A 20,936-nucleotide genomic window follows, 5' to 3' on the forward strand; every position below is an offset into this window, starting at 1 on the left:
CGCAAAAGACGATCAGTATTTGGACGTGTAAATCTGTCTTGCAGCATAACAGAATCATATTTCTATACGTTTTATTAGAAGTTTAACGTCAAAGCCGCCGATATCGTGAGGCTGGCATCTGCCCGCTGAACGATAGGAATTTGCGGCTGACTGAAGCTCTGAGGGAGGGGCGATTGTCAGTGAACCAGTCAAATCAGCACCATGATGACCGCGATACGCAGTTTCAGGAGGACCTTGGATATCACAAAGCTCTAAAACCTCGGCAAATCCAGATGATCGCCATTGGCGGCGCCATCGGAACAGGTCTTTTCCTCGGCGCAGGCGGGCGCTTGGCCGCTGCTGGTCCTGCTCTTGTGTTCGTTTACGCCATCTGTGGCTTCTTTGCATTTCTGGTGCTGCGTGCCCTGGGCGAGCTCATCATGCACCGCCCGTCCTCTGGCTCGTTTGTTTCCTATGCCCGGGAATTCTACGGCGAGAAAATGGCCTTTGCGGTCGGCTGGATGTATTGGCTGAACTGGGCCATGACATCAGTTGCCGATGTGACGGCTGTTGCCATCTACATGAATTTCTTCAAGCAATATGTGCCCTGGTTGCAGGGCATCGACCAATGGGTCTTTGCGCTGGGTGCGCTCATCATCGTGCTGGCCATGAACATGCTGTCGGTGAAGGTGTTCGGCGAGCTGGAATTCTGGTTCAGCCTCATCAAGGTCGTCGCGCTTGCCACCTTCCTTATCGTCGGCATCTATTTCGTCATTTTCGGCACGCTGATCGAAGGGCATGTCACGGGCTTCAGCCTGATTACCGACAATGGCGGTTTCTTCCCCAATGGCATCCTGCCCGCCTTCATCATCATTCAAGGGGTGCTGTTCGCCTATGCCTCCATCGAATTGATCGGCACCACCGCGGGTGAAACCGAAGATCCGCGCAAGGTCATTCCCGGTGCCATCCGCACGGTGGTGTTCCGGTTGCTGGTGTTTTATGTCGGCTCGGTTCTGCTGCTGACGCTGCTGTTGCCCTACACGGCCTATAAAGCAGGCGAGAGCCCGTTCGTGACATTCTTCGGCTCCATCGGCATCGAAGGTGCCGATATCATCATGAACCTCGTGGTGCTGACGGCGGTTTTGTCGTCGCTCAATGCCGGGCTTTACTCCACCGGGCGCATTTTGCACTCCATGGCAGTTTCAGGTTCCGCGCCTGCTGCACTCGCCAAGATGAACAAGGCGGGGGTGCCCTATGGCGGTATCGCGGTGACCGCTGTCGTCACCGTCATCGGCGTCATTCTCAACGCCATTGTACCGGCCGCGGCTTTTGAAATTGCTCTCAATCTTTCGGCGCTTGGCATCATTTGCGCGTGGGGTGTCATCGTGTTATGCCAACTCAAGCTGTGGCATCTGTCGCGGCGGGGGGAAATGAACCGTCCTGATTTCAGAATGTTTGGCGCGCCTTACACCGGCATATTGACCCTTGTCTTTCTTCTCGGCGTGCTGGTTCTGATGGCGCTGGATTATCCTGCTGGTACGTTGACGGTCGGTTCGCTCGTCATCATCGTGCCGGCTCTTGTTGCGGGATGGTATCTGTTGCGAAATCGCATTCATGAACTGGCGAAAGCCGAAACGTCAAGACGCGCTGGCGCTCGAGGCGAGCCGTGAGCATTGGGCAATCGACAAAGCTGGTGGCCGTCATCGCCACCGGCGGCACCATTGCCAGCACACGCGATGAAACCGGCGCCGCCAAACCGGCACTTTCAGGCGAGACGCTGGTGTCGGGGCTTTCAGGCGCCGATGTGCTGATAAAGCCCGTCGAGTTGATGGCGAAGGATTCGTCCAGCCTGACGCTGTCGGATATGCAGCATATCAGCGACGCGGTGGCCAAGGAACTGGTCGATCCCGCCGTGTCGGGTATCGTTATTCTCCACGGCACCGACGCCATGGAGGAAAGCGCGCTTCTGGTGCACCTCCAGCACCAAGTGACCAAGCCCGTCATCTTTACCGGCGCGCAATTTACCGCAGATCACCCGCAGGCCGATGGCCCGGACAATCTTGCGGCTGCTATCGATGCTTGCATCGATCCGTCCAACAGTGAAAAAGGTGTTCTTGTCTGTTTCGGCGGAAAACTCCTGCCAGCATGGGGCCTTTACAAACACTCGTCCGATGCACGCGATGCGTTCGATCTGGCCGGAAAAGCCATCTGTCCGCAAAGCCCCGGTCTCATGGCCAGCGTCAAAAACGTCAGGGTGGATATCGTCGCGATCCATCCGGGGTGTGACGCCACACATATCGACGCCAGTTTAAATGCGGGCGTTGACGGCATCGTTCTGGCGGCCTTGGGCTCGGGCAATGCCAATATTCGCATTGTCGATGCTGTCAGCCGCTGCCGCGATGCTGGTGTGCCAGTGGTCGTTTCCAGCCGGGTGCCCACCGGCGTTCTCGTGGCCGGTTACGGTGGTGGCGGCGGTGGCTATGATCTGGGTGCAGCAGGCGCCATTCATTCGCGGACATTGCGGGCGGGCCAGGCGAGAATTCTGCTTGCGGCTCTGGTTGCTACGGCCAAAAGTAGTGACGACATGCGGACCGCATTCGCCGATTTTGAAAAAGTGGCAAAATCGTGATTTTTTCGGGAACCTTTGAGGCCTGATGGTGTTTCCCGCGTGGGAGACCACTGGGGGCATTTTATGGCAGTTACATCCACTGCAGTCATCCTGACGCTTATTGGACTTGCAATTTTCGGCTTTGGTTCTCAGCTCGTCATGCTGGGCGGAAGCTTCTATTACGCATTGGCGGGCATCGCATTTGTGGTGACCGCTGTTTTGTTGTTTCAAAGAAACAAGCTGGCACTGCATTTTTATGCCGCGTTCGTCATCGCCACCCTGTTGTGGGCGCTTTGGGAAGTCGGCTTCGACTGGTGGCAGCTCGGGCCACGCGGCGGTTTCATCATCGTCATCGGCATGTGGCTGTTGATGCCATGGATCAGAAAGCCGCTGGGCTTTACCAGCCCAACCGGCACCACCTATGGCGCAAACGCCGTGCCATTGCTGACAGCCGTTCTCGTTTCGGTCGGCGCTGCCGCTTATGCGATGACGCAGGACCCGCAGGATATGGAGGGGGCGCTTCCCACAGAGGTCGTGACAGCGTCGCCATCCTATGGAAACGCGGTTCCCGATGGTGAATGGCACCAATATGGCCGCACGTCTTACGGCCAGCGCTATTCGCCCTTGGCGCAGATCAACACGGACAATGTCGGTGAGCTGAAGGAAGCTTGGCGTTACCAGACGGGCGACGTGAAGCTGCCGGATGATGTGGGCGAGACAACCTATCAGGTGACTCCCTTAAAAGTGGGAAACTCGCTTTATCTCTGCACACCGCACAATTGGGCCATTGCCATCGATGCGGCGACCGGCAAGGAAAAGTGGAAATACGATCCCAACGCAGGCATGAACCCTGATCGTCAGCATCAGACCTGCCGTGGGGTGACCTATTACGCCGACCCCGCCGTTCAGGCCGGTGCGCCCTGTGCCCAGCGCGTCTATCTGCCGACGTCGGATGCTCGCCTGATCGCGCTTGATGCCTTGACAGGCCTCGTGTGCAATTCCTTTGCCGACAACGGCACGCTGCAACTGGCATCCGGCATGGAGCACAATCCGGCTGGTTACTATTACTCGACCTCGCCGCCCGTCATCGTCGGCAACAAAATCATCATCGGTGGTGCCGTCAACGACAACTACTCGACGCAGGAGCAGTCCGGTGTCATCAGAGCGTTCGACGTCAACACCGGTGCCTTGATCTGGAATTGGGATTCGGGAAATCCAACTCAGACGCGGCCGTTGCAGCCGGGCCAGACCTACACGACCAACTCTCCCAACAGCTGGTCGGTCTTCAGCGTCGATGAAGCGCTGGGTCTCGTTTATATTCCGCTTGGAAATCAGGTCCCTGACCAGCTGGGCATGGGCCGCAGCGAAAGCGTCGAGAAATACTCGTCCTCCATCGTGGCACTCGATATCAACACGGGGCAGGATCGCTGGGTGCGCCAGACCGTGCATCACGATCTCTGGGACATGGATGTTCCGGCGCAGCCTGTGTTGCTCGATATTACGAAAAAGGATGGTCAGACCGTTCCGGCTTTGGTTGGCCCCACCAAACAGGGTGACATTTACGTTCTCGACCGACGCAGCGGCGAGCCGATACTTGCGGTGACGGAAGAAAAGGCGCCCGGTGGTGCCATTCCTGAAGATTTCAGTGCGCCGACACAGCCGACATCCGCTTTGTCGTTCAAACCAGATCCGCTGGTGGAAAAGAACATGTGGGGCGTGTCGATGTTCGACCAGCTGGCCTGCCGCATCAAGTTTCACCAGCTGAACTATGAGGGCCGCTACACGCCGCCATCGCTGAATGGTTCTCTGATTTATCCCGGCAACTTTGGTACCTTCAACTGGGGTTCCGTCGCGGTTGATCCCGAGCGTCAGGTGATGTTCGGCATGCCCACCTATCTAGCCTTCACATCGCAGCTCGTGCCACGCGCACAGATTCCGCCAAAGGAGCAGGATCAGAAGGGTAGCGAACAAGGCCTGAACCGCAATGATGGCGCGCCCTATGGCGTGTTGATGGGCCCGTTCCTCGGACCGCTCGGCGTTCCCTGCCAGGCACCGCCATGGGGTTATGTTGCAGGTGCCGATCTGCGTACCGGCGATGTTGCCTACAAGCACAAGAACGGGACGGTCTATGACATGACGCCGCTGCCGCTGCCCTTCAAGGTTGGCGTTCCCGGCATCGGTGGTCCGATGATCACCAAGGGTGGCGTTGCGTTCCTCGGTGCTGCGGTCGACAATTATCTGCGCGCTTATGACCTGACATCGGGCAAGCAGCTGTGGGAAGGACGTCTGCCCGCAGGTGGCCAGGCGACGCCGATGACGTATGCCATGGATGACGGCAAGCAGTATGTGGTCATGGTCGCGGGTGGTCACGGCTCTGTCGGCACGAAACCGGGTGACTACGTTATCGCCTACACGCTGCCCTGATCTACCCTAAAGAAGCCGCCAACCTTGTTTGGCGGCTTTCATTGTTTTGACACCTGGGTCGCACATGTGATTCTTCGGGCTGTCTCAAGACAACACTGGTGGATTTCGCCCACGCCCACCGGCGGTTTGAGACGACTGGGCTCCTGAAGGAAACCAAGATGCGATCCTTTTCCAAGACTTGTACGACAGCGATTACGAGCACCGTGCTGACAATCGCAACCTGCCTTGCGGCACAGGCTGCCGATGCGGTGCGGGTGCGCGGCACGGTCGAAAGCCTTGATGGCACGACTTTGTCGGTCAAAACCCGTGAGGGTGCCAGTGCCAAGATCATGCTCAAAGATGGCTGGCAGGTTTCAAGCGTCGCCAAGGCATCCGTCGATGACATCAAGCCGGGCGATTACGTTGGCATTGCTTCTCTGCCCACAGCCAGTGGTGGAGACGGCGCACTCGAGGTGCTGATTTTTCCCGCAGCCATGAAGGGCACCGGCGAAGGCAGTTATGCCTGGGATCTGAAGCCGAATAGCTCCATGACCAACGCCACCGTTGCCGACGCCGTCAAATCGGTCGATGGCCGTACCTTAACGGTTGCCTATAAGGGCAAGGAAAAAAAGATTTCGATACCGGATGGCACGCCGGTCGTTACCTTCGCGCCTGCGACCGTTGCCGACATAAAGGCGGGTGCGACAGTGTTCGTGCCGTCCGGAAAGGCCGCGGATGGCGCCCTGTCGAGTGGCCGGGTCGTGGTCGGCACCAACGGTGTCGTTCCGCCAATGTGACGTGTTCGACGTCGTAGAAAATGGATGCCGCAGTTTGGAAATGGCCGAGATAATGCTCTCGGCCATATTTTATGTCCGGTGCACAAAGCACTTGCACTAAAATGTAATAACATTACAAAAGCTCTGCTTGACGGCATGTGCTGAATGAGTCTATCTGGCCATGACGGTTTCGAGCGAGCAATCGTGAGGAATAATAGGGAATACGGTGAGGACTTTGGTCCGATGCCGTGGCTGCCCCCGCAACTGTGAGCGGATTGTCGAACCCATTGGCGCTTTTTACAAGCGTCATACCACTGCGAAGCACGATCGCGGGAAGGTTGGGTGAAGACGCAAATCCGTGAGCCAGGAGACCTGCCGTCATAAGTTCATTCCAATTCACGGGCGGGGATGCCCGGAGCAGGAGACGTCGTGATTGCATCAAGCGCTGCCCAGCGCCTTATTCCATCTGCCATGTCCCGGTTTCAGATCGTCCCAGTGCTGCGTTTTGCGGGCTGACTGTTGAAACATGTTCATAAACGGTGGCCGTCTGTGCCGCCCATGACGATCGGGGACTATCGAAAAATGACATTCCATTTCAGACACCTGCTGTGTGCTGCGACGTTTGCCGTCGCGACAATCGGCGCATCGATCCCGTCAGCTCAAGCGGCTGAAACGACCTATCCGCTGACGATCCAGAACTGCGGTCGCGACGTGACCTTCACGCATGCGCCAGAGCGCACCGTTTCGATCGGTCAAAGCACCACGGAAATTCTTTATATGCTCGGTCTTGCCGACAAGGTCGTCGGCACTGCGGTGTGGATCGGCCCTGTCATCAAGGGTTACGAAGAGGCCAATGCCAAGATCGACCGTCTGGCCGATAATGATCCAAGCTTTGAGAGCGTTCTGGCCAAAAAGCCTGACTTGGTGACGGCGCAGTTCCAGTGGCATGTCGGTCCTGAAGGCGTGGTTGCCAAGCCAGAACAGTTCGAAGAACTGAAGATACCGGTTTACATATCGCCTGCCGATTGCACGGGGAAGGATAATTCCAGCGGCGGCGACGGCGTTCGCCATTCCGTCTTCACCATGGACCTGATCTACCAGGAAGTGACCGATCTCGCCAAAATCTTCAACGTCCAGGACAAGGGCGAAAAGCTGGTGGCTGATCTCAAGGCCCGCGAAGAGGTGGCACGCAAGAAGATCGCGTCCGTGGATGGCAAACTTTCCGCCGTTTTCTGGTTCTCCAGCGCCGAACTGGATATCGACCCTTACGTCGCAGGCAAGAATGGTGCGCCCGGTTACATCATGTCGGCACTCGGCATCAAGAATGTCATCGACAGCGACGAGGAATGGCCAACGGTGGGTTGGGAGACCATCGCAAAGTCGCAGCCGACGCTGATCGTCGCCGGTAAGATGGATCGCAAGCGCTACCCAGCGGACGACATCGTCGTTAAGGAAAAATTTCTGAAGGAAGACCCGGTCGCAAGCCTGATGCCTGCCGTCAAGCAGGGCCATGTCGTCGTCATGGATGCGCAGGCCATGAACCCGACCATCCGCACTATCGAAGGTATTGAAGTTCTGGCCGACGCCGTCGTCCAGCTTGGACTGTCCAAGTAGGAATGGGTGCTTGTTTCACCCTTACCCGTGCCGTGTTGCTGGCGGCCGGGTTTCTGGCCCTGGCACTTTGGCTCGGTGCCGCCATTGGCGAGACATCCATTCCCATGGATGTCGTCGCCAAAACCGTGGCAAACCGTGTGTTCCATGCGGGCTATCCACTCGACGCCATCGATGAAGGCATTATCTGGAACTACCGCCTCAGCCGGGCGGTGGTCGCCGCCTGCTGTGGTGCGGCACTGGCGCTATCGGGCGTCGTTCTGCAAGCGCTTTTGCGCAATCCGCTGGCCGATCCCTATATTCTCGGCATTTCGGCGGGGGCATCGACGGGCGCTGTCGGTGTCGCCATTCTCGGCTTCGGTGCGGGTATGCTGAGCATGCCGCTGGGCGCATTTCTCGGTGCGCTGGTGGCGTTCGCACTTGTCAGCCTGCTGGCCTTGCGGGCGGGCAGCGGCAACAGCGCCATCATTCTGGCGGGTGTCGCCGGCTCACAGCTGTTCAATGCCACCACGTCCTTCATCGTCACCAAGGCGGCGAACGCCGAACAGGCGCGGGGCATCATGTTCTGGCTGCTGGGCAACCTGTCTGGTGTTCGCTGGCCGGATGTCTGGCTGGCCTTGCCAGTCGCCATCGGCGGTTTCATCGTCTGTCTGTGGTATGCACGCGCGCTGGATGCTTTCACCTTTGGTTCCGAATCCGCCGCGTCCCTCGGCATACCGGTACGCCGCGTCTATATCGTTCTCACCGGCATCTGTGCCCTGATGACGGCCATCATGGTCAGCATCGTCGGCTCCATCGGTTTCATCGGGCTCGTCATTCCCCATGCCGCACGCATGATCGTCGGCATTCGCCACGGGCGACTGCTGCCTGCGGCAGCCTTGACGGGGGCCGTGTTCATGATTGCGGCCGATATCGTCTCGCGCACCATCATCACGGGCCAGGTCCTGCCCATCGGCGTCATCACCGCATTATTCGGTGCACCGGCTTTCGCACTCATTCTCAGCCAGCGACGGAGGTCGGTATGATGTTATGTGCACATAATCTATGCTGGTCTGCTGGTGGCGTCGAGATCGTCAAAAATGTCAGCCTCGAGATCAAGCCGGGAGAGTTTTTGGGCGTCGTCGGTCCCAACGGTTCCGGCAAGACCAGCCTCATGTCGCTTCTCTGCGGCATTAGGAAAGCTAAATCCGGTCAAGTGACGCTCGATGGAAAGGCCATGCAGAGCCTCAACTGCCGGGATGTCGCGCGCTCTATCGCGCTGGTCGAACAGCAGGCCGAAACGCAGGAGCGGATCAATGCCCGCCAGGCCGTTGAACTCGGGCGCACGCCGCACAAAGGCGCTCTATCTCCGTGGTCTGCGCAAGATGATGCCATCGTCGATCAGGCATTGCGGGATGTGGACGCCGACCATCTCGCCAAACGTATGTGGCATACGCTGTCGGGCGGGGAACGGCAACGGCTGCACATCGCCCGCGCCTTGGCGCAAAAGCCGGATATTCTGCTTTTGGACGAGCCGACCAACCATCTCGATATCGGCCATCAGATCGCGCTTCTGCATCTGGTGCGCAAGCAGCGGCTGACCGTTGCTGCTGCCCTTCACGATCTGAACCACGCCGCGATGTTCTGCGACCGTGTTGCGGTTATGAAACGTGGTGAACTGGTTGCGCTTGGCAAGCCATCCACCGTCTTCACGGCTGATCTGATTGGCGATGTCTTTGGCGTGGCTGTGGATGTCGAGCGCGGGGATGACGACATCTGCCACATTCGCTACCGACCACCCCGCGATGAGACGCTATCAACCTCATAATCAGCGTCGCTGCCACGTCTTCTGCTGCGAGGTGGCCTCGTTTATTAGCGCAATCGAAATCGACTGCGCCTCTCTTGAATTGAAAAAGTTGCCTCCCACATCTGGACCAACCCGCTGGTCCGGGCCCCTCTGGTGAAAGTCTCGGCGCTTTCACGATGTCGGACCTTTCCCGACATCTTCGCCGAGTACAGAGGTTTTTATGCTTTCCGATATTGCCGCATGGTTCATCACGCTTTTCGTCCTCAACCCCATTCAGGCCGATGTGCAGGAGCGTATGCAAGGCGCAAATGCATCGGCCCAATCCATCCAGCAATCGTAGCAATGTATCGCAGCGCAGGGACCGAAGTTGCTTCAGCGCGCTGGCGAAGACCCGTCATGGGCGATCGCTACGGCGGCTGGTTATACGCTGGGCTGGACGTCACCGGTACAGTTGCTGGATGCGACCGATCCGAATTGCGCCGAACTCACCCGCCTGTTTCAGGCCGGTGAGGGCGAAGAGGCCAACAGCTAAAGACACTCGGAAATCCGGCGGCCTGAGAGATCAGGCCTTGCCGGATTGCCAGTTGCGATACCAGTCCACGAAAGCGGCAACGCCTGTTTCGATAGTGATGTCAGGCGCATAACCAGTCAGTGCGCGCAGCAGATCGGGCGAGGCGAAGGTGCGCGGCACATCGCCTTGCTGCATCGGCAGCATGTTGCGGATGGCCTTCTGGCCGAGAACATCTTCGACCGTTTCAACGAAACGCATCAGTTCCACCGGCTGGCCGCCGCCGATATTGACGACGCGGAACGGCGCATGTTTCGACAGCGTGTCGGTCACGCCGTCTTCGGTCACGCGGTTGTCTTCCGATGGCGCGATGTGGCTGAGCCTTACGATGCCTTCGACCAGGTCGTCGATATATGTGAAGTCGCGGCTCATCTTGCCTTCACCGTAGATGTCGATGGGCTGGCCCTTCAAAATCGCATCCACGAATTTGAACAGCGCCATATCAGGGCGACCCCACGGGCCATAGACCGTGAAAAAGCGGAAGGCCGTTGTCGGCACCTTGTGCAGATGCGCGTAGCTATGCGCCATCAGCTCCATGGATTTCTTGGTGGCGGCATAGATCGTCATCGGCTCGTCGGCCTTGTCGCTTTCAGCGAAAGGCACTTTTTCGTTCGAGCCATAGATCGAGGATGTTGAAGCCAGCAGCAGATGCTGAGGCTGCAACGTCTTTGCCAGCTCCAGAATGTTCCAGGAGCCGATCAGGTTGGAGTTGACGTAGTCCTTCGGGCAATCGATGCTGTAGCGCACACCGGCCTGTGCCGCGAGATGGATGATCACTTCCGGCTCGGCGAGATCAGCGGCGCGGTTCAGCGCATCGGCATCTTCCAGCATGCCGATCTGGGCCTTGAAGCCATTGGAGCGGGCTAGAATTGTGTGGCGTTTTTCTTTGAGCGCAATATCGTAATATTGCGTCATGCCATCGAAGCCGACGACGAAATGGCCATCATCCAGCAAACGCTTTGCCAGGTGAAAGCCGATGAAACCTGCCGTGCCGGTAATCAGATATCGCATGTTTTCGCCTTCCTATGATGACCGGCCGATACCGGCATAGGTGAAGCCATGGGCGGTGACTTCATCCGGACGATAGATATTGCGCAAGTCCACCAGAACCGGTGACGCCATGATGGATTTCAGGCGGTCAAGGTCGAGCGCGCGGAACTGGTTCCATTCGGTCACGATCACCACCGCATCGGCTCCCTGTGCCGCCTCGTAAGGTCCATCAGCATATTCGATGCCCTCCATCAAAGGCCGCGCATTGACCATGCCTTCGGGATCGTAACCCGTCACTTTGGCGCCCGCATCCTGCAAGGTCTGAACGACGGCAATGGCCGGGCTGTCGCGCATATCGTCGGTGTTCGGCTTGAAGGTGAGGCCGAGAACCGCAACCTTCTTCCCTCTGATATCGCCACCCACGGCGGCAATGACCTTGCGGCCCATGGCGCGTTTGCGGGTATCATTGACGGCAATCGTCGTCTCGATCAGGCGAACCGGGCTGTCATAATCCTGTGCGGTCTTGGCCAGCGCCAGCGTGTCCTTTGGAAAGCACGAACCGCCATAGCCGGGGCCTGCATGCAGGAATTTTCCGCCGATGCGGCCATCAAGACCGATGCCGCGGGACACATCCTGAACGTCCGCACCGACCTTTTCGCACAGGTCTGCCATCTCGTTGATGAAGGTGATCTTCATGGCGAGGAAAGCGTTAGCGGCATATTTGATCAGTTCTGACGTGCGGCGCGTGGTGAACAGCAGCGGCGACTGGTTGAGGTAAAGCGGGCGGTAGACCTCGGTCATGACAGGACGTGCGCGCTCATCTGACAGGCCGACGACGATGCGGTCCGGGCGCTTGAAGTCGTCGATGGCAGCACCTTCACGCAGAAATTCCGGGTTGGAGACGACGGCGATATCGGCGCTCGGGTTTTCCTCTCGCATGATGCGCTCCACCTCGTCGCCGGTGCCGACCGGCACGGTGGACTTGGTGACGATGACCGTAAAGCCTGTGACGGCGGCTGCGATTTCGCGGGCAGCGGCATAGACGTAAGCCAGATCGGCGTGGCCATCTCCCCGACGCGACGGTGTGCCGACCGCGATGAAGACGGCATCTGCATCCGCGACGGCACTTTTCAGGTCCGTCGTGAAGCACAAGCGGCCTGCCTTGGCATTGCTGGCGACGATGGCATCGAGGCCCGGCTCGAAAATCGGGATTTGCCCGTTTTTCAGCGCCTCGATCTTTTCGGGCATCTTGTCGACGCAGATGACATCATGACCGAAATCGGCAAAACAGGCACCTGAAACAAGCCCCACATAACCAGAGCCAATCATTACAATACGCATCGAAAAACCTTTCGGGATCAAGGCGGACGATCACTCGCCAACGCTCTTGCGCGTCAAAACAGCAATTTGAGTAGCTGTTTATCCGCCTTCGCTGCCGGGGCCAAGCGCACAGCCGGTTTTCAACGGACGATTTCAAGAAATTGTTGTAAACCCTGTGAAAGCAGGGCAACGCTTGGTCGGTATCCGGCGTTCTTTCATTGCCGTCCTGACTGCTCTTCCCGGGGAATATCCGCATCCATGATCCAGCCATCCAGCCTTTCGGATATCGCGCTCTGGCTTTCGCAGCAGGGCTACGAAGGCCAGGCCGAAGAAGTTCTGCTGTCTGGCTTTTGCGAGAGATGCAATGCCGCTGGCATCAGCATCTCCTCGGCACTAATCCTGATGGACACATTGCACCCGGATTTTGAAGGCCATGCCTTTCGGTGGGACAGCCACGACATTTTCGAATCCTCCAGCGTTTACGATTTCACCGATGATGGCACGGCGCGTGAGGCGTGGGAAAATTCGGTATTTTTCCAGCTTATCCAAGACAACGCGAACGAAGCGCGACACCGGTTCTTTCTGGGCGAAGAGACGGCCTTTCGAAAACTTGGAGAGCTGAAGAGCCTGGGCCATACCGATTATCTGGCGACGATCCATCGCTTCACGGATCGTGGCAGCATCGGCGAGATGAATGCGTTTTATTCGCAATGGCTGACCCGCCACCCCGAAGGCTTTCACGACGATGAGCTTGCGGCCCTGCGCATGCTGTCGCCAACGCTTGCGCTGGCCTTCAAGGCCGCGTCCTGCATGCGCATCATCGGTACGATCAGCGATGTGTATCTGGGCCGCGATGCAGGCCGCAAGGTCATGAGCGGGACGATTACCCGCGGTGAGGTCGAGAGGATCGACGCCGTCCTGTGGTTTTCCGATCTGCGTGATTTCACCGGTATTTCAGATCGCGCAGAGCCGGACCAGATCATCCCGTTTCTCAACGACTATGCCGGTCTGGTCATCGATGCCATCCATGCCCATGGCGGCAGTGTGCTGAAGTTGATCGGTGACGGGGTGCTCGCGATCTTTCGCGATGCCGATCAGCAGTCCGGTTGTGCCGCAGCACTGGCGTCGGAAATCACGATGCGCACCAACCTTACCGTATTAAACAACCGGCGTCGCCTAGAGGGTCTGCCGACCACGGATGTCTATCTCGGACTGCATGTGGGGGAGGTGTTCTACGGCAACATAGGCAGCCGCAACCGGCTCGATTTTACCGTGGTTGGACCGGCGGTTAACATGGTCAGCCGCATCAGCAGCCTGTGCGGCTCGGTCGACCGCGACACCGTCATGTCGCGCGAGTTCGTGGCAACGTGCCCGGAAAACATGCGCGGCTTCATGGTCTCCATGGGGCGATATGCCCTGCGTGGCTTTGCACGGGCGCATGAGCTTTACACCATCGACCCGGAAATCTGCTGACGCCGACAAGACAGGCGAAGCGAACGGTTTTCCTGTTTTTGCGCCTTGTGCCGGGGTGATGGAAGGCGTAGCCAGAGATGGGGGCTATCGTCACATCACCGTCATCAGCGCATCGTTTCGATGTCAGGCGGTTGCCTGTTCTCCTGTCGGGATCGGTTGCCATGCAAAAAGGTTTTCTACTGGGGTTGCTCGCCTATGCCAGCTTTTCCTGTGGAGACGCCACCATCAAGTCGTTGGGCTCGCAGGTCAGCGTCTTCGAGATCGGCTTTTTCAGCATTCTGTCGTCCGCATCCCTCATTTTCTTTCTGAAACCGAAGGAAGAACGCTGGCGTCATTTCTGGCGCATGAGCAGACCCTGGGCCGTACATGGGCGGGCAATCTCCGGCCTCTTCGCGGGTATTTTGGGCATCTACGCCTTTACCAGCGTGCCGCTGGCCGAAGCCTATGCGCTGATTTTCCTCTCTCCGCTCTTCGTCACGATTCTCTCGGCACTGGTGCTGAAGGAAGATATCGGGCTGTGGCGCTGGTCGGCGGTCATGGCCGGTATCGTCGGCGTGTTTCTGGTGGTGCGCCCTGGTTTCAAGACGCTGGAACTCGGACATTTCGCAGCGCTCTGCGTCGCCTTTCTGGCGGGCCTGACCATCGTTCTCCTGCGGTCGCTCGCCGGGCGGGAAAAGCGCACATCGATCATGGGTGTGCTCATCCTCTATGGACTGACATTCAATGGCATCCTGATGATCCCGGATTTTCAGGTGCCGACACTGAACCAGATCGGCGCTTTCATCGTCATCGGCATGTGCACGGCTGTGGGTCAGATAACCTTGCTGACGGCGACGAAGATTGCGCCCGCCAGCCAGATCGCACCATCGCACTACTCTCAGATATTGTGGGCTGTCGCTATCGGTGCGTCGTTCTTCGGGGAGTATCCTGACGCGCTGGCGATTTGCGGTCTGGTGGTCATCGCATCGGCCGGATTGCTGACAATGATGCGTGAGAAAATCCGTCTTGGCGTCGTGCGCTGGAACCCGTTTTTCCGCAATCGCCTGTAATCAGGCGTTGCTCGCGCCGCTACCCACCTCGTCCAACAGCCAGTTTTGAAAGGCGCGCGCCAGCACATTGTCCTGCCGCCCTTCCGGCAAGGCGATGTAGTAGCTGTTTTCGGTTTGCAGCGGCACGTCGAACACCACGTTCAACAGGCCGGATTTCAATTCCGCTTCAATCAGATATTTCGGCAGGAGCGCAAAGCCTAAGCCACTGACGGCGGCTTCAATCAGCATGGAGAACTGGTCGAAACGGCTGCCGCGATAGGCGCGGTCTGAGGCAAGGCCGTTCATCTCGAACCACTCCGTCCACAGTTTCGGCCGCGTGGAGACGTGCAGAAGCGGGCCCTCCAGCATGTCGTCGTGTGTGTTTACAGGGCGCGAGGCGAGAAGTGCAGGGCTTGCGACGGGCACGATCACTTCGTTGCAAAGAAAGGTGCAGGTGCCATGCGCCCAGATCGGTTGGCCATAGTGGATGGCGATGTCGAACCCTTCTTCGTCAAAGTCGAAAGGTTGGGAGCGGGAGCCGACCGTCAGCACCGTGTCTGCGTGCTGCGCCATGAATTTATGCAGGCGAGGGGTAAGCCAGCGGCTGCCGAATGTCGGTAGTGTGGCGATGGAGAGCGAGGCGCTGGACGCCCCAGCGGTCACCGCGCGCACCATCAACTGTTCCGACTGTTGCAACAGTCTCTGCACGTCCGGCAAAAACTTGCGGCCCGCATCGGAGAGCACGACGCGGCGGCGGATGCGCTCGAACAAAAGCATGCCGGTTTGTGCTTCCAGATCGCTGATCTGGCGGCTGACGGCGCTTTGCGTGAGGTTGAGTTCTTCGGCCGCGCGCGTAAAATTGCCGTGCCGTGCAGCGCATTCGAAGGCCTGCAAGGTGACGATATCGGGAACCAGCCGTCTGCGTGTGTCCATTCCAGTCTCGCATCAACAGAACCGCTTTCCTCATTTGAAAACGGCACTTGAACCCGTATATGATCAGGAACGAGAATGAAACGGGTATTGCCCCGCGTCAATATCCAGCTTTCAAGAACCAAGGAGCCATTGTCATGAGCCAATCCGCAAACAAGGTCGATGTCGTCAAGGAAGCCGCAGCGCTTCTGACCAAGATGGGCGTTTCCCCTGAACTCTATCAGGGCGGTGACATGGCCTCTTTCAGCCCTGTCAGCGGCGAAGAGATTGCGCGGCTCAAGACGGTGTCTACCGGTGATGTGGCTGCCATCGTCGAAAAGGCGGACGCCGCCTTCAAGACATGGCGTCTGGTACCAGCGCCCAAGCGTGGCGAGTTGGTGCGTCTGCTGGGCGAAGAACTGCGCGCCTCGAAAGATGATCTCGGTCGTCTCGTGTCGCTTGAAGCCGGAAAGATCCCGTCCGAAGGTCTCGGCGAAGTGCAGGAAATGATCGATATTTGCGATTTCGCGGTCGGTCTTTCCCGTCAGCTTTACGGTCTGACCATTGCCACCGAGCGCCCCGGCCACCGGATGATGGAAACCTGGCATCCTCTGGGTGTCGTCGGCGTGATCTCCGCCTTCAACTTCCCCGTTGCCGTCTGGTCGTGGAATGCGGCGCTCGCGCTCGTTTGCGGCAACTCGGTTGTGTGGAAACCATCTGAAAAGACACCACTGACGGCGCTTGCCGTGCAGGGGATTTTCGAACGCGCCGTTGCACGCTTCGGCGATGCGCCGGAGGGTCTTAGCCAGCTCATTATTGGTGATCGCACCGTTGGTGAAGCGCTGGTCGATCATCCCAAAGTGCCGCTCGTTTCTGCCACCGGCTCCACCCGCATGGGTCGCGATGTCGGCCCGCGTCTTGCCAAGCGTTTTGCCCGCGCCATTCTGGAACTGGGCGGTAACAATGCCGGTATCGTCTGCCCCTCTGCAGATCTCGACATGGCCCTGCGCGCCATCGCCTTCGGCGCCATGGGCACGGCTGGTCAGCGCTGTACCACGCTTCGCCGCCTCTTCGTGCATGACAGCGTTTACGACCAGCTCGTTCCGCGCCTCAAGAAGGCCTATGCCTCCGTCTCCATCGGCAACCCGCTGGAAACCTCTGCACTCGTCGGCCCGTTGGTCGATAAGGCCGCTTTCGATGGCATGCAGAAGGCGCTGGAAGCAGCCAAGGCCCATGGTGGCATAGTCGCCGGTGGCGAACGTGTTACTGAGGCTGGCAAGGACACGGCCTATTACGTGAAGCCAGCACTGGTCGAAATGCCCAAGCAGGTTGGCCCCGTTCTGGAAGAGACCTTCGCGCCGATCCTCTACGTCATGAAATACAGTGATTTCGATCAGGCAGTTGCAGACCATAACGCCGTTGCCGCTGGCCTTTCCTCTTCCATCTTCACGCGCGATCTTCAGGAAGCCGAGCGCTTCATGGCCGCTGACGGTTCCGATTGCGGCATTGCCAATGTCAATATCGGCACATCGGGTGCGGAAATCGGTGGTGCCTTCGGTGGTGAGAAGGAAACCGGTGGCGGCCGTGAATCCGGCTCGGATTCCTGGAAGGCCTATATGCGTCGCGCCACCAATACGGTGAATTATTCCAAGGCGCTGCCACTCGCGCAGGGCGTGACCTTCGATATCGAATAATCAGAAGACAGATCGGCTGGCGAGGACGTCTCGCCAGCCGATCGTTTTAGCCGATTGACATCAGGCTGGCATTGCCGCCCGCAGCCGTCGTGTTGTCGCTGACCGAGACCTCTTCCAGCAGCCAGTTCAGAGTGTAGGGCTGTTCCGTTCCCTGCAAGGCTTCGGTGGTTGCGGCCTGAACCAGAACGAGCGGGCCGGGAAGCTCGGCAATCCGGGCGTTGATTTGCCGCACCCTGTCCGCATCACCTTCTACCAGCGCACCGGCATAGGGTCCAGATTTGGCCCAATCATCTGACCATGTGATATGCGTCGATACGCTGGATGGCAGGCCGCTCAGTTCCGTTTCCAGACCTGTCTCTCTGTCGATTGCCACCGTATTGCCGGTTGCGAGCGCCGCCGCAATCTGGCGGAACAGACCCTGTACGGTGAGCGGGGCCAGAAGAACATGGCCGCGCGGGTGCAGGGCGTAAAGATTGCGCTCGCCCACCGGGCCTGCAAGCTCCGTCTCGAAACCAAGGCTGGAGAGTTTGGCCGAGATGCGAGCCATTTCTGCCGCTGCCGTCTCGCCCTTCGCCTCCAGCCAGTTGGCGAAATCGGTAACGGATGTGTCCTGCTGCTGACCTTTGCGCTCGACAAAGGATGCAGTCTTCGTCAAGCGTCCGAGATAAAGCGGACCACCCGCCTTGGGACCGGTGCCGGAAAGGCCACGCCCGCCAAACGGCTGGACGCCGACGACAGCGCCGATGATGTTGCGGTTGACATAGAGATTGCCCGCTTTGACGCGCGAGAGCACATGCGCAATCGTCGTATCGAGGCGCGTGTGCAGGCCGAAAGTCAGCCCGTAACCGGTCGCGTTGATGTCATCGATCAGCCGGTCGAGCTTCTCGCGCTTGAAGCGGATGATATGCAGCACGGGGCCAAAGACCTCACGTTTGAGATCAGATAGCGACTTCAGCTCGATGATGGTCGGCGGTACGAAGGTTCCCTTGTCCGTCTCACCCGTCAGCGTGATCTGCTCGATGCGGTTGCCAAGCGCCCGCATGGATTCGATGTGCTTCTCGATGTTGTCCTTGGCTTCCAGCGTGATAACCGGACCGACATCGACCGACAGTCTATCCGTTTTGCCGATGCGCAATTCATGCAACGCGCCTTTCAGCATCGTCAGCGTTCTCTCAGCCACATCGTCCTGAAGGCAGAGAACGCGCAGCGCCGAGCAGCGCTGACCGGCGCTGTCGAAGGCCGAAGCAATGACATCGGCCACCACCTGTTCGGCCAGCGCCGAGGAATCCACGATCATGGCATTCTGGCCACCGGTTTCGGCAATCAGCGGAATCGGCTGACCATCGCTCGATACGCGCGCGGTCAGCTGTTTCTGGATGAGGCGGGCGACTTCGGTGGAGCCGGTGAACATCACACCTGCGGTCTGCGGAGCACCCACCAGCTGCGCACCGGTCTTGCCATCGCCTGGCAGCAACTGCACGGCATCATCAGGGACACCGGCCTCATGCAGAAGGCGGATGCCTTCGGCGGCAATCAGCGGTGTTTCCTCAGCGGGCTTTGCCAGAACTGGATTACCGGCAACCAGCGCTGCGGCCACCTGGCCGATAAAAATCGCCAGCGGGAAATTCCACGGGCTGATGCAGACAACAGGGCCAAGCGCCTGTTGCTGCGGGCCGAAGGTGTTACGGGCCTCGGCGGCGTAATAGCGCAGGAAGTCAATGGCTTCGCGCACCTCGGCAATGGCGTTGGGAGCGGATTTTCCGGCTTCGCGCATGATGAGGCCCAGCAGTGTCGGCAACTTCGCCTGCATGAGGTCGGCAGCCTTTTCGAGGCAAGCGGCGCGTTCCTCTACGCTGGTCTGCGGCCACGGGGATGCGGCGGCGGCCTCCAGCGCATTGGTTACATCGTCTTCGCTCGGTTCGGTAACGAAGCCAACGATGTCATCGAGGTCACCGGGGTTGAGAACAGGGCGAGTTGGACCCGAGGCATGCGGGGGTGCGGCTTTCCATTCGGTCGCCGCACTTGCGGACAGCGCTTCGCTGAGTGAGGCGAGGGTGTCTTCATTGGCGAGATCAAGACCCGACGAATTGAGACGTGCGCCGTAGAGGTCGGCAGGGTTGGAAATCTTGTCATGCTGCGCGCCGGGTGCTGACATGGATTTCACGACGGCAACCGGGTCTTCCAGCAGGGAATCGACCGGTACATTCGGGTCGGCAATGCGGTTGACGAAGGAGGAGTTTGCGCCGTTTTCGAGCAGGCGTCGCACGAGATAGGCCAGCAGCGTTTCATGCGTTCCCACCGGCGCGTAAAAGCGGCAGGGGCGGTCCAAATTGTGTTTGCCGACGACTTCGCTGTAGAGCGGTTCGCCCATGCCATGCAGGCACTGGAACTCGTAATCGCCGATTTTGAAGTCCGGTCCGGCCAGATGATAGATCGTCGCCAGAGATTGCGCATTGTGTGTGGCAAATTGCGGAAAGATCAGGTCACGGGCGGCGAGAAGCTTTACGGCGCAGGCGATGTAGGACACATCGGTGTGAACCTTGCGGGTAAACACTGGGAAGTCTTCCAGCCCGTCCAGTTGCGCGCGCTTGATTTCTGCATCCCAATAGGCACCCTTGACGAGACGCACCATGATGCGGCGGTTCGATCTGCGGGCGAGATCGATGATGTAGTCCAGCACGAAGGGGCACCGGCGGCTATAGGCCTGCACCACAAAACCGAGGCCCTGCCAGTTGCCCAGTTCCGGGTCCAGCGCGATGGCTTCTAGAAGATCAAGAGAAAGCTCCAGCCGATCGGCTTCTTCGGCATCGATGTTGAGGCCGATATCGTAGCGCTTTGCCAGCAGCATTAGCGATTTTACGCGTGGCAAAAGCTCGTCCATCACACGCTGCGCCTGCGCGCGGGCGTATCGCGGATGTAGGGCGGACAGCTTGATGGAAATTCCGGGGCCGCCATAAACGCCGCGCCCGGCAGAGGCCTTGCCGATGGCGTGGATCGCCTGCTCGTAATCGCGGTAATAACGCTCGGCGTCCTTTGCCGTCGTCGCGGCTTCACCCAGCATGTCGTAGGAATATTGAAAACCCTTCGCTTCCAGCGGTTTGGAGCGGTGGATGGCCTCGGCAATATTTTGACCGGTCACGAATTGCTCGCCCATCATCCGCATGGCCATGTCCACGCCACGGCGGATGACCGGCTCTCCGGCGCGGGAAATGAGTTTCGTCAGCGCAGCTGACAGGCTCTTGTCGTTGACGGTTGAGGTCAGCTTGCCGGTGATGACCAGTCCCCATGTGGCGGCGTTGACGAAGAGCGAACGACCGCCGCCCAGATGCGATCGCCAGTCACCAGTGGCGATTTTGTCGCGGATCAATGCGTCGCGTGTGGCTGCATCGGGAATGCGCAGCAGCGCTTCGGCAAGGCACATCAGCGCCACGCCTTCCTGGCTGGAGAGGGAATATTCCTGCACCAGACCTTCGACGCCGGTACCTTTCGCCTTGGAGCGAAGAGCCTGCACGAGCTTGCGGGCTGTGGTGCGGATCGTGTCGGCCTGCTCAGGCGAAACGGCCGCCGCTTCCATAAGCGGCCCAACGCAATCCGGCTCGGGGCGGCGATAGGCTGCTGTGATGGCCTTGCGCAGTGGGCTTGGCGGTCGCAGCGGTGGCGCAAAATGGGCGAAAACATCGCCTGCTTCATCGGTGTGTGTTGTGGCAAGCCCAGCTAGATTTTCGGCCATCGGTCCGGTCCCTGATATCGGTCACAAGCGCCTTCGATTTTAGCGCTCTTTTTCGTCCATC

General features: G+C 58.8%; 15 protein-coding genes and 1 riboswitch. Of the genes, 11 read left to right on the forward strand and 4 right to left on the reverse strand.

Annotated features, from left to right (window positions below; all coding sequences use genetic code 11):
* Positions 1 to 179: 179 nt before the first annotated feature.
* The 8 genes from RRU01S_RS00230 to RRU01S_RS26395 all read left to right on the forward strand — a co-directional run bounded on the left by RRU01S_RS00230 (position 180) and on the right by RRU01S_RS26395 (position 9,695).
* Positions 180 to 1,649 carry an amino acid permease gene (locus RRU01S_RS00230; RefSeq protein WP_045228283.1) on the forward strand — a complete coding sequence of 490 codons (1,470 nt, stop codon included), beginning with the start codon at positions 180 to 182 and terminating at the stop codon, positions 1,647 to 1,649.
* On the forward strand, positions 1,646 to 2,608 hold the full coding sequence (locus RRU01S_RS00235; RefSeq protein WP_045228231.1) for an asparaginase domain-containing protein: 963 nt from the start codon (positions 1,646 to 1,648) through the stop codon (positions 2,606 to 2,608). Before RRU01S_RS00230 ends, RRU01S_RS00235 begins: the two co-directional genes overlap by 4 nt.
* Positions 2,609 to 2,671: 63 nt before the next feature.
* The gene (locus RRU01S_RS00240; protein ID WP_045228232.1) at positions 2,672 to 5,011 is read left to right on the forward strand and encodes a glucose/quinate/shikimate family membrane-bound PQQ-dependent dehydrogenase; all 2,340 of its coding nucleotides are present in this window, start codon (positions 2,672 to 2,674) and stop codon (positions 5,009 to 5,011) included.
* A gap of 158 nt (positions 5,012 to 5,169) precedes the next feature.
* The gene (locus tag RRU01S_RS00245) at positions 5,170 to 5,787 is read left to right on the forward strand and encodes a hypothetical protein (protein ID WP_045228284.1); all 618 of its coding nucleotides are present in this window, start codon (positions 5,170 to 5,172) and stop codon (positions 5,785 to 5,787) included.
* A gap of 147 nt (positions 5,788 to 5,934) precedes the next feature.
* Positions 5,935 to 6,160, forward strand: a riboswitch (cobalamin riboswitch).
* A gap of 188 nt (positions 6,161 to 6,348) precedes the next feature.
* Positions 6,349 to 7,380, forward strand: a complete 1,032-nt coding sequence (locus RRU01S_RS00250) for an ABC transporter substrate-binding protein (RefSeq protein WP_045228285.1) — start codon at positions 6,349 to 6,351, stop codon at positions 7,378 to 7,380.
* Between the two features lie 2 nt (positions 7,381 to 7,382).
* A complete protein-coding gene (locus RRU01S_RS00255; protein WP_045228233.1) occupies positions 7,383 to 8,402 on the forward strand; it encodes a FecCD family ABC transporter permease in 1,020 nt (339 codons plus the stop codon).
* Positions 8,399 to 9,184 carry an ABC transporter ATP-binding protein gene (locus tag RRU01S_RS00260; protein WP_045228234.1) on the forward strand — a complete coding sequence of 262 codons (786 nt, stop codon included), beginning with the start codon at positions 8,399 to 8,401 and terminating at the stop codon, positions 9,182 to 9,184. The genes RRU01S_RS00255 and RRU01S_RS00260 overlap by 4 nt, the downstream gene beginning before the upstream one ends.
* Positions 9,185 to 9,530: 346 nt before the next feature.
* Entirely contained in the window at positions 9,531 to 9,695 is a 165-nt protein-coding gene (locus RRU01S_RS26395) for a hypothetical protein (protein ID WP_234936012.1), read from the forward strand.
* 30 nt (positions 9,696 to 9,725) lie between these two features.
* On the opposite strand, the gene RRU01S_RS00270 is transcribed toward RRU01S_RS26395, so the two are convergent.
* The gene (locus tag RRU01S_RS00270; RefSeq protein WP_045228235.1) at positions 9,726 to 10,742 is read right to left on the reverse strand and encodes an NAD-dependent epimerase; all 1,017 of its coding nucleotides are present in this window, start codon (positions 10,740 to 10,742) and stop codon (positions 9,726 to 9,728) included.
* 12 nt (positions 10,743 to 10,754) lie between these two features.
* Positions 10,755 to 12,062, reverse strand: coding sequence for a UDP-glucose dehydrogenase family protein (locus tag RRU01S_RS00275; RefSeq protein WP_045228236.1), 1,308 nt, complete (start codon positions 12,060 to 12,062; stop codon positions 10,755 to 10,757).
* A 237-nt stretch (positions 12,063 to 12,299) separates the two neighbouring features.
* Here RRU01S_RS00275 and RRU01S_RS00280 point away from each other — a divergent pair, with 237 nt between their 5' ends.
* Positions 12,300 to 13,514, forward strand: coding sequence for an adenylate/guanylate cyclase domain-containing protein (locus RRU01S_RS00280; RefSeq protein WP_045228237.1), 1,215 nt, complete (start codon positions 12,300 to 12,302; stop codon positions 13,512 to 13,514).
* 161 nt (positions 13,515 to 13,675) lie between these two features.
* Positions 13,676 to 14,563 (forward strand): DMT family transporter, encoded by an 888-nt coding sequence (locus RRU01S_RS00285; RefSeq protein WP_045228286.1) that lies wholly within the window; start codon positions 13,676 to 13,678, stop codon positions 14,561 to 14,563.
* On the opposite strand, the gene RRU01S_RS00290 is transcribed toward RRU01S_RS00285, so the two are convergent.
* The gene (locus tag RRU01S_RS00290) at positions 14,564 to 15,475 is read right to left on the reverse strand and encodes a LysR family transcriptional regulator (protein ID WP_045228238.1); all 912 of its coding nucleotides are present in this window, start codon (positions 15,473 to 15,475) and stop codon (positions 14,564 to 14,566) included. It lies immediately after the preceding gene.
* A gap of 134 nt (positions 15,476 to 15,609) precedes the next feature.
* Between RRU01S_RS00290 and amaB the strand changes: the two genes are divergently transcribed.
* The gene (amaB, locus tag RRU01S_RS00295) at positions 15,610 to 17,145 is read left to right on the forward strand and encodes an L-piperidine-6-carboxylate dehydrogenase (RefSeq protein ID WP_045228287.1); all 1,536 of its coding nucleotides are present in this window, start codon (positions 15,610 to 15,612) and stop codon (positions 17,143 to 17,145) included.
* 46 nt (positions 17,146 to 17,191) lie between these two features.
* Here amaB and putA read toward each other — a convergent pair whose 3' ends face one another.
* Entirely contained in the window at positions 17,192 to 20,875 is a 3,684-nt protein-coding gene (putA, locus tag RRU01S_RS00300; protein ID WP_045228239.1) for a trifunctional transcriptional regulator/proline dehydrogenase/L-glutamate gamma-semialdehyde dehydrogenase, read from the reverse strand.
* Positions 20,876 to 20,936: the final 61 nt, after the last annotated feature.

Origin of the sequence: Agrobacterium rubi TR3 = NBRC 13261 (assembly GCF_000739935.1) — a bacterium.
GTDB lineage: Bacteria > Pseudomonadota > Alphaproteobacteria > Rhizobiales > Rhizobiaceae > Agrobacterium > Agrobacterium rubi.